The following is a 12,332-nucleotide window of genomic DNA, read 5'->3' as shown; positions in this document are numbered from 1 at the left end:
AAAAATTCCGGTCCTTTTGCGCCTTTCACGCGTTGATCACCGTCGCGGCGCTTGGTCCGCCGCGCATTTGTCATTCAATATTTTCGAATATTTATTTCGTCGGATTTTGTAAGATACGGGAGGAATGCTGGTGGCTAGAGATGCGGGGCGGTTTCAGGGTAAGGCCTGGTTGGGTAGAAACCTCAGAAGCATTGCCTTGAGGGGAATCGCCTTGATCGGTGCGGCCGGTCTCGCGACGCAGCCGGTTTCTGCTGCCACGACCTGTATGCGGGGCATCAATCTCGCCGGTGCCGAATTCGGCAAGGTTGGCGATGTCTACGGTAAAGGCTACACTTACCCTTCAGCCGAAACGATCCGCTATTTTGCGAGCAAGGGGTTCACGGCCGTTCGGCTGCCATTTCTATGGGAAAGGTTGCAGCCTAAGCTCTATGCGTCGTTTGATCGGGCTGAGGCCAAGCGGCTTGCGGCTACTGTCGAGCTCGTACGCAAAGCCGGGATGGTCGTTATTCTCGATCCGCACAACTACGCGCGCTACAAGGGTGATCTGATCGGGACGGACAACGTTCCGCAAAGCGCGTTCGCCGACTTTTGGCGTAGGCTTTCGGTACGGTTTGGCACAGAGGCAGACATTGCGTTCGGTTTGATGAACGAACCGCATGGTATTGCAGCCGAAGACTGGGTGTCCGCCGCCAACGGTGCGATCGCAGCCATCCGGCAGGCCGGGTCCGCCAGTCTGATCCTTGTTCCCGGCACGGCCTGGACCGGCGCCCACAGCTGGTCTGCCGGCGATTACGGCACCACCAACGCTGCCGCGATGTCGGCGATCGTCGACCCGCAGAACAATTACGTTTTCGAGGTGCACCAGTATCTTGACCAGGATTTCTCCGGCAAGAATGACGAATGCTCGCGTGCCGCCGATGCGGTCAAGGCGCTCTCCGACGTCGGCACCTGGTTGAAGCAGAACAACCGGCGTGGCCTGCTGGGTGAGTTTGCCGTTCCGCGCCAGCCGGAATGCCAGTCGGCATTGGTCGATATGGTCAAGGTCGTCGAGAGCAACCCGGATGCGTGGCTGGGCTGGGCCTATTGGGCAGCCGGTGACTGGTGGCCGGAAGACGAGATCCTTAACATCCAGCCGGTTCGCCAAGCCGACAAACCCCAGATGGCAACGCTTCTGAAAGCGATGTCGGAGAATGCTTCCTGCGGGCGTTAAGCTCTCGCTATTTCACGTGAATCATCGAACGCGGAGAGAGTTCACATTGGCGGATAGGTGTGTTCGTTGCCGCGGAAATCGCTCACCGAATAGCAGCCACCTTCAGCACGCGCAGCGCTTTCGCCGATCACCGCCTTGCCGTGGCCACCTGGAATATCGAGCACGTAAGTTGGCTGGCAAAGCCCGGAAATGGTGCCGCGCAGAGCCGAAACGATCCTCTGGCCCTCGGCGATATCAAGCCGGAAATGGCCTGTGCCTGGTGCCAGGTCCGGATGGTGCAGGTAATAGGGTTTGATGCGCGTTTCGACGAAAGCCTTCATCAGGTCGCCGAGCACTTTCGGGTCGTCGTTGATGCCTTTGAGCAGGACCGTCTGGCTGACCATCGCAAAGCCGGCTTCAATCAGCCTTGCGCAGGCAGCCCGCGCGTCCTCAGTCATTTCGCGGGGATGGTTGGCGTGGAGCGCCACATAGATTGTCTTGCCGCTTTCCTTCAACGCCGCAATCATCGGCGAATCCACCCGCTCGGGCTCGACCGCCGGCACGCGCGTATGAAAGCGCACGATTTTGACATGCTCGATTTCAGCCAATCCAGCCATGATCACGGAAAGCCGGCGCGGAGACAGGACAAGCGGATCGCCGCCGGTCAGGATGACTTCCCAGATTTCCTCATGAGTGCGGATGTAGTCGAGCGCGGCCGTTAGTTCGTCCGGCGAAAGCGTTCCATCGCCCTGCGGGCCAACCATTTCACGGCGAAAGCAGAAACGGCAATAAACAGGACAGATGTGCACGGCCTTCAGAAGGACGCGGTCCGGGTAGCGGTGGACGATGCCTTTGACCGGACTATGCGCCGCGTCGCCGATCGGATCGGCCCGTTCGTCCGGTGTGCCGACAAGCTCGGCCGCGTCGGGCACGAACTGTCGTGCAATCGGATCGGCGTCATCGGTCGGGTCGATCAGCGAGAGGACCGTCGGCGTCAGCGCGATCGCGTAACTGCCGGCGACGGCACGGATGCCGTCGAGACGGTCTTGCGCAATCAGACCTGCATCGGCCAGTTCCTCGGGCGTTTTCAAGGTACGCGCCACGCTCACGGCAGAACCTCGGCGACGGGCGCCCACAGGACCTGGTCGATGCGGGTCGCGCCGGTTGCGAGCATCGCCAGGCGATCAAAGCCCAGTGCTGCGCCGCTCGCCTGCGGCATGATCGAAAGCGCTGACAGGAAATCCTCGTCGATCGGATAGGTCTCGCCGTAGATGCGCGCTTTCTCCGCCATGTCGTGCTCGAACCGGCGGCGCTGTTCGGCCGCATCAGTCAGTTCGCCGAAAGCGTTCGCCAGTTCCACGCCGCATGCGTAGAGCTCGAAGCGTTCGGCAACGCGGGGATCGCGGGCCGAGGGTCGGGCGAGGGCTGCTTCCGAGATGGGATACTCGCAGAGGATCGTCGCCCGGCCCTGACCGAGATGCGGTTCGATCTTTTCGACGAGAACCTTGCTGAACAGATCCGCCCAGGTATCGTCATCCGAAACCCGATGGCCGGTGCGGGTCAGTTCGGCTGCGAGCGCGTCGCGATCGGTCGCGCCATCGGTTCGCACGGACGAAAGCAGGTCGATCCCGGCGTAGCGGAGAAACGCCTCCGCCAGCGTCACGATCTCAGGTTCGGCAAAGGGGTCGGTTTGCATGCCGCGAAACGAAAATTGCTTCGTTCCCGTGGTCTCGGCGGCAAGCTTCAGCATGTCGGCACAATCGGCCATCAGCTGCTCGTAGTTTTCACCAACCCGGTACCATTCCAGCATGGTGAATTCCGGGTGGTGCAGCGGTCCGCGCTCCCGGTTGCGATAGACATGCGCGAAGGTGAATATGCGCTTCTCGCCGGCCGCAAGCAGCTTCTTTGCAGCAAATTCCGGCGAAGTGTGCAGGTAGAGTGGCGTTGCGCGGCCGTCGATCGTCAGCGCTTGCGTCGCGAAAGCATGAAGGTGGGTTTCGTTGCCGGGCGATACCTGCAAGGTCGCTGTGTCGACCTCGATAAAATCCGCTTTGCCGAAGAAACCCCGCAGCGCCGTTTGAAGCGCGTTGCGGCCCATCAGGAAAGGACGCCGGTCGGCGTGACTTTCCGGTGTCCACCACGGGGCAGATCGGGCTTCGGAGTGAAACAGGCTCATTTCGGCTTTCTTCGCGGGTTCTTGCCCGCAAGGCTTCCACTTTGCGCGTTTTTGCGGTAGTTGCCCGGAAAACAGATCATCCGTCCTTCAGGCCGGTTATCGCCCGGTCCTCTACGACGCATTCCCGGCAGTTACAAGCCGGCACGCCAACAAGGAATTCAAATGGTCAAGGTCATCGCATCTTCCGTCCGCAAGGGTAACGTCATCGACGTCGACGGCAAGCTCTATGTGGTTCTCACCGCCGAGAACTTCCACCCCGGCAAGGGCACTCCGGTGACACAGGTCAACATGCGTCGCATCGTTGACGGCGTGAAGGTGTCGGAACGCTGGCGCACCACGGAACAGGTCGAGCGCGCCTTCGTCGAAGACGTCAACTTCCAGTTCCTCTATGAAGACGGCGAAGGCTTCCACTTCATGAACCCGGAAAACTACGATCAGATCGTCGTGGACGTGGATACGATGGGCGACCAGAAGGCGTATCTGCAGGAAGGCATGACCTGCGTCCTGTCTATGCATGAAGGCATCGCGCTCGCGCTGCAGCTGCCGCGTCACGTCACGCTTGAGATCGTCGAGACAGAGCCGGTCACGAAGGGACAGACAGCATCGTCCTCCTACAAGCCGGCGATCCTGTCGAACGGCATCCGCACGGCCGTTCCGCCGCATGTTGATACCGGCACCCGCGTCGTCATTGCCACGGAAGACAATTCCTACGTCGAGCGCGCCAAGAACTGATCGAAGCATCAGGCTTCATTCGAGCATAAAAAAAACCTCCGAGCCGCAGGCTTCGGAGGTTTTTTGTTGTCTGGCGATCCTGCGAGAAGAAAAGGGCCGGCGAACCGGCCGGTCCATCCTGTTTCGCTGTTTAGTTTTTCAGAACCAGCTTGGCAGAGGCCACCTGTGCCGTCGGTGATCCGAAGGCATAACCGCCACCGAGTGCGACGTTGAGCGAGACATAGTCCTGCGCCATCTGCTGTACGGCCTGGGCCAGACTTGCCTGGGCGGTGGAGACTTCGCGCTGTGCGTCGAGAACGTCGAGCAGCGAGGAGGCGCCATCACGATAGCTGGCGGTCGCGAGCTGCAGAGCTTCCTCATAGGATTTCACGGTCGCACGGAGCGCTGCCACGGTGCGGCCATCGCGGGCAACGGCGGCAAGCGCGTTCTCGACTTCCTCGACGGCATCGAGAACCGTCTGCTTCCAGGACAGATAGGCTTCGCGGGCTGACGATTCGGACGACTTGACGTTGGCACGCAGGGCGCCGCCGTCGAAGATCGGAAGAGACAAGGCCGGACCGAAGGACCAGGACAGGATGCCACTTTCGCCGCTTCCGGCAACGCGGGTGTAGGATGGCGAAATGGAGCCACCGAGCGTAATCGCCGGATAGAGCTGTGCTTCGGCAACGCCGATCTGCGCAACGGCTGCGGCAAGCTGCCGTTCGGACGCACGGATGTCAGGTCGATTGCGGATCAGGTCGGCGGGAATGCCGGTCTTGGTGCTGTAGCGGGCGACCGGCTGGCGGGCACCTCGCTGCAGTTCAGGAAGCAGTGTGGACGCCGGCATGCCGAGAAGCGTCGCGATGCGATGCGCGGCGGTGCGATACTGGGTCTCGAGACCTGGCAGCTCTGAAAGTGTCGAGTTCACAAGACCTTCGGCCTGAACAACATCCAGTCTGGAGGCAGCACCGGCTTCCAGCTGAAGCTTGGTGAGATCAAGCGTTTCACGGCGAGAACCGAGGTTCTTTTTGGTGATCGCGATACGCTCCTGATAGTAGCGAACATCGATATAGGCTGCGGCAACCTGCGAAAGCAGGCTCAGGCGCGCAACGTCGACGCTTGCATAGGCGGCGTCGAGACTGGCAAGAGCCGATTCCTTGCTGCGGCGGTAAAGGCCGAACAGATCCAGGAACCAGGACGCGCTGGCTCCACCGACGGCGGATGATTGCGGAGCGGTCGATGTTGGACCGAGCCGCCCGCCGATGTCCTTCGTGCCGCTACGCTCGCCCTGCGCATCGATATCGAGCGACGGAAGACCGCCGGCGCCGGCACTGACGACGGACGCCTGGGCCTGGTTGATGCGTTCCAGGGCCTGAAGAACGCTGAGGTTCTGCGACAGGCCCGTCTGCATGTAGCCGTTCAGGCGCGTGTCGGAAAACGCCGTCCACCAAGCCTTCATGGAAACGTCGCCATTGCTCGTCTGCGCACCCTCGGCAAACTTCGAAGGAAGGGACACTTCCGGCGCCTGATGGTTCGGTCCGACCACGCAGCCGGAAAGGAGGAGCATGACGAGAGGGGCGGCTACGCGAATGGATGTCATATCTTTGTCCCGAAACGCTTAAGAATGGGGCCCCGCGAACAGCGGAGCAAATCACTGCACAGCCTCCCGCTCAGACGAGCGGCGATTCGATGCTGGCAATCCGTTAACAGATTCACACTGTCTTCACTTGTTTTTCACGCTTTGATAACCGGCGCACAACAACAAAGAAGGACGGAACGAAGAAAATTCCGAGCAGTGTTGCAGAAAGCATACCACCCAGCACGCCGATGCCGATGGCGTTCTGAGCGGCAGAGCCGGCACCCGTTGCGATCGCAAGTGGTACCACGCCGAGAATGAATGCGAGCGACGTCATGATGATCGGACGAAGGCGCAATCTTGCGGCCTCGAGGGTCGCTTCGAGCACGCCCATACCTGTCTCCTGACGATCCTTGGCGAATTCGACGATCAGGATGGCGTTCTTCGCCGCCAATCCGATCGTCGTCAAAAGACCGACCTTGAAATAGACGTCGTTCGACTGGCCAAGCAGATAGGCTGCAGCCAATGCGCCAAGGACGCCGATCGGAACCGCGAGAATGACCGAGAACGGAATCGACCAGCTTTCATAAAGTGCCGCAAGGCAGAGGAATACGATCAGAACGGACAGGCCGTAAAGCATGGGAGCCTGGGAGCCAGACAACCGTTCCTGATAGGAGATGCCCTGCCAGGCCACGGAGTAGCCACCCGGCAATGCCGCAGTCAGCTTCTCCATCTCGTCCATGGACTGACCGGTGCTGACGCCGGCGCCGGTCGCGCCGTCAAGCGATATGGCACTGACGCCGTTGAACCGCGCAAGCTGCGGCGTGCCCGTGTTCCACTGGACGGTGCTGAAGGACGAAAACGGGACCATCTCGCCGCCGGTGTTGCGGGCAAACCAGTATTTGAGGTCTTCCGGCTGCATGCGGTAAGGCGCATCACCCTGCACATAGACGGGCTTCAGCTTGTTCTCGAGCGTGAAGTCATTGACGTCGCGACCGGCAAAGATGGTGGTGAGCATCGAATTGACCGAAGCGAGGTCGACACCCATCGCACCCAGCTTCTCCTGGTCGAGCAGGATCTGCAGCTGCGTTTCGGTTCTCTGCGAGTTGCTGCGCAGCGAGCCGATATTGCGGTTGCTGCCCGCGATCTGCATCAGCTGCTGCGATGCGCTCGTCAAAGCGGGATTGCCGTTGTTGCCGCTGTCGACAAGGTACATCGAAAAGCCGCTGGAATTGCCGAGGCCCTGGATTGCTGGTGGCAGAAGCGCAAACACCTGCGCGTCACGCAGTCCGAAGAAATGGCGCTGAGCCCGCTGCACAACGGCGGCCGCTTCCTGCTGCGGCTCGGTGCGAACGTCGAAATCCTTGAGCTTGGCAAAGATCATCGCATTGTTCTGGCCGGTGCCGTTGAAGCTGAAGCCCATCGCACCGAACACCGAAGCGACGCTGTCCTTCTCGTCGTTGAGGAAGAAGGACTCGATCTGCTTGACCACTTCCTCGGTTCTGGCGGTCGTCGAACCGTTGGGAGTCTGGACAAGCACCATCAGAACGCCCTGGTCTTCCTGCGGAAGGAAGGAACTGGGGAGCCTTGAAAACAACAGACCGCAACCGCCGACAATCAGTGCGAAAAGAAGCATGACGCGCAGCGGCCGCTTCAGAAGATAACCGATCGATCCGACATAGCCGTTTGTCGTCTTGTCGAAGCCGCGGTTGAACCAGGCGCCGATACCCTTGTTCTTCTTCTCGTGATTGACCGGCTTCAGGATCGTCGCGCAGAGCGCCGGCGTCAGCACGATCGCAACCACGGCAGAAAGCAGCATGGCAGAAACAATCGTGATCGAGAACTGGCGATAGATGATGCCTGTCGACCCACCGAAGAAGGCCATCGGGATAAACACGGCCGTCAGAACCAGCGCGATGCCGATGATGGCACCGGTAATTTCGTGCATGGACTTTTCGGTCGCCTCGAGCGGAGACAAACCTTCCTCGTCCATGATGCGCTCGACGTTTTCGACGACGACGATCGCGTCATCCACGAGAAGGCCGATCGCCAGCACCATGGCGAACATGGTCAGCGTGTTGATCGAATAGCCCGTCAGCGCCAGGATGCCGAAGGTCCCGAGCAGCACCACCGGAACGGCGACCATGGGGATCAGCGTTGCCCGCAGGTTCTGAAGGAAGACCAGAAGCACCACGAACACCAGAACGATCGCTTCGATCAGCGTGTGAATGACCTTCTCGATCGACAGCTCGACGAACGGCGTCGTGTCGTAGGGATAGGTGATGCTGACATTTTCGGGAAGCGTCGGCTCAACCCGGTTGAGGGCGGTTTTTACCCTTTCGGCGGTATCGAGCGCATTGGCGCCTGTCGCGAGGTTGACCGCAAAGCCCGCCGCCGGCTTGCCGTTAAAGCGGGAGCTGCCACCATAGCTTTCCTGGCCGATCTCGACCCGGCCGATATCCGATATCCTGACCGTTGCGCCGTCCTGTCCGACTTTGAGGATGATCCGTTCAAAGTCGTCGACGGTGGTCAGCTGGCTCTGGGCGGTCATGGTGACGGTCAGCTGCTGGCCTTCCGACACGGGCTGCGCCCCGAGCGAACCAACGGACACCTGGGTATTCTGCGCTTCGATCGCGGACGTGACGTCAGCCGACGTCAACTGGTATTTCTGGAGCTTGAAGGGATCGAGCCAGACGCGCATTGCATAGCCTGAGCCGAAGATATTGATGCTGCCGACGCCTTCCAGGCGCTTCACCTGATCTTCGATCTGGGTCGAGAACACGTCGCCGAGATCGACCGAACTGCGTTTGCCGTCCGACGACACGAGCGCGCCGACCATCAGGATACTGGAGGTGGAGCGCGAGACTTCGATGCCGGACTGCTGCACGACGTCAGGCAGCTGGGACTGTACCAGCTGCAACTTGTTCTGCACCTGAACCTGGGCGATATCAGGCATGATCGAGTTGCCGAATGTCAGCGTGACGGTCGCGCGTCCCGTTGACGACGACGAGTTCATGTAGGTGAGATCGTCGAGTCCGGTCATGCCGTCTTCGATGATCGTTGTGACCGATTTCTCGACGGTTTCGGCGCTGGCGCCGTTATAGCTGGCAGAAATGCGCACCGTGGTCGGGGCGATATCCGGATATTGCGAGATCGACAGCGTGGTGATGGCAAGCGCACCACCGAGCATGATCACGATCGCAATAACCCAGGCGAAGACGGGCCGCCGGATGAAGTAATGGGCCATTCACTTGTTCCTTGCCGTATTCGGGGCGGCGTTCTTCGCGTTGTTGCGAGATGCGGACCTCAACCTCTACGGCTTCGGCGCATCAACCTTCGGCTTCTCGACTGTAAATCCCTGCTCGTTGACCGTGACTTCGACAGGCTGGACGGCGGCGGCGTCGGCAATCCACTGGAACCCGTCGACGATCAGGCGATCGCCGTCCGCGATGCCGTCGGTGACCAGCCAGTTGTTGCCGGATGTGGTGCTGACCGTGAAGGTCCGCGTTTCCACCTTGTTGTCCGCGCCAACGAATTTCGCCGTCAGTTCACCACGGGCATTGCGGGTCGCGGCACGCTGCGGGATCAGATAGCCGTTTTCGTTGCCAAGCGTCACCGTCGCACGCACATACATGCCGGGCAGAACGATATTGTCCGGGTTGGGGAACACGGCACGGATCTGAAACGTGCCGGTGGTTTCGCTGACAGCCATTTCCGACATGTCGAGCTTGCCGGCAGGTTCGTAAGCCTTGCCGTCCTCCAACCGCAATCGGATCTCGGCGTTGCGCGGATCGCCGGTGACCCGGCCGGACGCAAAGGCTGCACGAAGCTCCAGGAGATTGGTGCTGGAATCGATGAGATCGATATAGATCGGATCGAGCTTGCGCAGTGTCGACAGCGCGTCGGTCTGGTTGGCGGTGACGATATTGCCGAGGCTGACATTGGAGATGGTCGTGACGCCATCGAAGGGCGCCCTGATCTTGGTCAGGTCGAGATCGATCTCGGCCGATTGCAGAGCGGCCTGCGCCTGCGCCACATCGGCCTGGGCCTGCAGCAGGGTGACCTTCGCATTTTCATATTCGATCTGCGTTGCGCCGCTGTTGACCAGCCGCTCGTAGCGCGTGAGGTTCGCCTGTGCCGCCGGGATGCTGACTTCGGCCTTGGAAAGACTGGCTCTCGCCTGCGCGACGGTCGCCTCGTAGAGATTGTCCTCGATCTGATAGAGGATGTCGCCCGCCTTGACTTCGCTTCCTTCCTTGAAGCTGATCTCGCGAATTGCGCCGGTGACACGCGGCCTGATCTGGGTCGTCTGGAACGCAACGGCGCGGCCCGGCAAAACCGAGGTGATCGGCCGCTCGGCCTTTTGCATGACGACGACGCTGACGGCCTGCGGCGGCTTCTGAGGTGCGCCGCCGGCTGGAGCGTTTGCGTTCTGCTGATCGGAATCGCTGCAGGAGGCGAGCAAGACCGTGAAAAGGAGGGGGAGAAGCAGTTTGCGACGGGTCATCGTTGGATCCAGGGCCGGTCGTTGCGCATTCCGAAGAACCGGATTTCCTCGGGAGGGACAGGTTAACCCACAAGAAGCGGGAGGAAGCATGGCAAGGGGCGGAACCGCCACAGCCCAGCCTCGAAGTGACGTAATTCACTTATCGTCACTTTGCAAGCGGGCTTTGCAGTGCAGCATTCACGAGTTCGACAAGTCCGTCGCAGCGGGCATGCAGCTCCGCCTCGTCGGCATGTATAAGAAAGACATGGTGGAGGACCCCTGCAAAGCAAGGGGCAACGCTCCGCCCGATGGTACTTTCCGGTGCGGACTTGTAGACCCCGGTTTCGAAGCCGTGGCGAACGACGCTTTCGAAAAGATCCTCGATGAGCTTTCGATAATGCCGGCCGCTGGGCAGGTCGGTACTTGCCATCATGGCCAGCATTTCGAAAAACAGCGGATTATCCCTGATATCGGCCAGATGCGCGTCCATCAGGCGGCGCGCGACAAGCCCCAGCCTCGCCGGCGCCGGGACGGAATCGTCCTTCGCGTCGAAGCGACCGATCATCCTGGTGGTGTGCCGGTCGCAGATTGCATCCGCAAGCACCGTCTTGGATTGAAAGTGCTTGAAGACATTGGCGGGCGACATCTGCAATTCGGCTGCAAGGTCGGCGATCGAAAAGCCGGCAAAACCCTTCTTCCTGAGCAGCGCTTCGGCGGCCGTCAGGATATCCGCTTTTGTCTCTTCCGCCTTGCGCCTTGGTCTTCGCACGATGTCCTCAAGTGTGTGCCGCCGATACCGCCCGGAGACTGCTGCTGATCAAGTACCGAAATACGGCTCGAGGTTCTTGCGAATGCGCGCCAGCACCGTCTCGCCGCGCTCATCGGGCACGAAACGCGCGCCCGTGATCGTTTCATACGCGGTTCGGTAAACCTTGGCCGTTTCCTCGATCAGATCGGCCGGGATTTCCGGAATATCGTCCTTGTAGGGATCGCAGCGTTCGACCACCCAAGAGCGGATGAAATCCTTGTCGAAGCTTTTTGGACGGCCGCCGGTTGAAAAGGCGTCGTCATAGCTGTCGGCAATCCAGTAACGACTGCTGTCGGGCGTGTGGATCTCGTCGGCGAGAATGATGGTACCATCCGTGTCGGTGCCGAACTCGTATTTCGTATCAACCAGTATGAGGCCGCGTTTTGCCGCAAGCTCCTGGCCGCGGGCAAACAATGCCAGCGCATAGCGCGACAGCGTTTCCCACTGTTGCGCCGTCAGCAGTCCCTGCGCAATGATATCATCCGGCGTCAGTGGTTCGTCATGACCGCCGTCGAATGCCTTGCTGGTGGGGGTGATCACCGGATACGGCAGAACCTGGTTGTCCTTCAGCCCGTCGGGCAGCTCGAGACCATACATGCGGCGCTGACCCTTCTTATAGAGTGTCAGAAGCGATGTGCCGGTCGTGCCGGCGAGGTAGCCGCGCACGACGATCTCGACGGGCAGGATATCCAGCCGCTTGCCGATGACGACATTCGGGTCCGGATAGGAGATGACGTGGTTGGGGCAGATATCGGCCGTTGCATCGAACCAGTAGCGGGCAGTCTGCGTCAGCACGTGCCCCTTATCCGGGATTGCCGTCAGGATCCGATCGAAAGCACTGATCCGGTCGGTCGAGATGATGATGCGCGAACCGTCAGGCAGATCGTAATTATCGCGCACCTTGCCGCGATAGTAGTTTGGCAGTTCCGCAATGAAGGCTTCGTCTAATACGCGCACGGTCATGGCTCTCTCTATATAGAGGCGGCTTGCAAGGCCTCGATGATATCAATCCGAGCTGTGGCTATGCCATGTTTTTCCGCGCCGGCACAAGGCGATTGCCGGGATGGAGATGCGTCGCAGGAGGTGAGGAAGCCGGAACCAGCGATCGGTGGTCGGCAAGGAGAGCGACAGACGGATTGGAGTTCGGGAAACCGGGTCCTGACGGCCTCCTTGCGCTTTAAAAGGCGAATTATCATGTTAATCCAACGCCTTGCATTTTTCTTGAAGTTTTTGCGACTAGGCCTGTTGACTTGTTCTAGGCCTCGGATCTATAACCCGCTCACTGACCGAGGGCGGCGGCGCTGCTAGCGACGGACTTCTTCGTTTCGGTGAAAACCTTAAAAGATTGGCGGATGCTGATTGGGGCCGGGTTACGGTTTGGCTCTT

The 12,332-nt window shown here is 60.2% G+C and carries 9 protein-coding genes; 2 read left to right on the top strand and 7 right to left on the bottom strand.

The window, feature by feature from the left end; genetic code table 11:
- Positions 1-196 precede the first annotated feature (196 nt).
- A complete protein-coding gene (locus G6K99_RS16975) occupies positions 197-1,210 on the top strand; it encodes a glycoside hydrolase family 5 protein (protein WP_244631510.1) in 1,014 nt (337 codons plus the stop codon).
- A gap of 41 nt (positions 1,211-1,251) precedes the next feature.
- On the opposite strand, the gene G6K99_RS16970 is transcribed toward G6K99_RS16975, so the two are convergent.
- Together G6K99_RS16970 and epmA are read right to left on the bottom strand one after the other, a co-directional pair.
- Positions 1,252-2,280 (bottom strand): lysine-2,3-aminomutase-like protein, encoded by a 1,029-nt coding sequence (locus G6K99_RS16970; protein ID WP_180215557.1) that lies wholly within the window; start codon positions 2,278-2,280, stop codon positions 1,252-1,254.
- A 14-nt stretch (positions 2,281-2,294) separates the two neighbouring features.
- Positions 2,295-3,365, bottom strand: a complete 1,071-nt coding sequence (epmA, locus tag G6K99_RS16965; protein ID WP_174197250.1) for an EF-P lysine aminoacylase EpmA — start codon at positions 3,363-3,365, stop codon at positions 2,295-2,297.
- Between the two features lie 162 nt (positions 3,366-3,527).
- Here epmA and efp point away from each other — a divergent pair, with 162 nt between their 5' ends.
- Positions 3,528-4,097, top strand: coding sequence for an elongation factor P (efp, locus tag G6K99_RS16960; protein WP_062463637.1), 570 nt, complete (start codon positions 3,528-3,530; stop codon positions 4,095-4,097).
- Between the two features lie 130 nt (positions 4,098-4,227).
- On the opposite strand, the gene G6K99_RS16955 is transcribed toward efp, so the two are convergent.
- The 5 genes from G6K99_RS16955 to G6K99_RS16935 all read right to left on the bottom strand — a co-directional run bounded on the left by G6K99_RS16955 (position 4,228) and on the right by G6K99_RS16935 (position 11,903).
- Positions 4,228-5,676, bottom strand: coding sequence for an efflux transporter outer membrane subunit (locus G6K99_RS16955; protein WP_062463641.1), 1,449 nt, complete (start codon positions 5,674-5,676; stop codon positions 4,228-4,230).
- A gap of 112 nt (positions 5,677-5,788) precedes the next feature.
- On the bottom strand, positions 5,789-8,899 hold the full coding sequence (locus tag G6K99_RS16950; RefSeq protein ID WP_062463643.1) for an efflux RND transporter permease subunit: 3,111 nt from the start codon (positions 8,897-8,899) through the stop codon (positions 5,789-5,791).
- Between the two features lie 66 nt (positions 8,900-8,965).
- Positions 8,966-10,159: an efflux RND transporter periplasmic adaptor subunit gene (locus G6K99_RS16945; RefSeq protein ID WP_174197249.1), complete on the bottom strand. Its 1,194-nt coding sequence runs from the start codon at positions 10,157-10,159 to the stop codon at positions 8,966-8,968.
- 145 nt (positions 10,160-10,304) lie between these two features.
- Positions 10,305-10,907 carry a TetR/AcrR family transcriptional regulator gene (locus G6K99_RS16940; RefSeq protein WP_062463649.1) on the bottom strand — a complete coding sequence of 201 codons (603 nt, stop codon included), beginning with the start codon at positions 10,905-10,907 and terminating at the stop codon, positions 10,305-10,307.
- A 48-nt stretch (positions 10,908-10,955) separates the two neighbouring features.
- On the bottom strand, positions 10,956-11,903 hold the full coding sequence (locus G6K99_RS16935; RefSeq protein ID WP_174197337.1) for a phosphoribosylaminoimidazolesuccinocarboxamide synthase: 948 nt from the start codon (positions 11,901-11,903) through the stop codon (positions 10,956-10,958).
- Positions 11,904-12,332 lie beyond the last annotated feature (429 nt).

Source organism: Neorhizobium sp. AL 9.2.2, assembly GCF_013317225.1.
GTDB lineage: Bacteria > Pseudomonadota > Alphaproteobacteria > Rhizobiales > Rhizobiaceae > Neorhizobium > Neorhizobium soli.
This window is presented reverse-complemented; position numbering and strand designations above follow the sequence as displayed.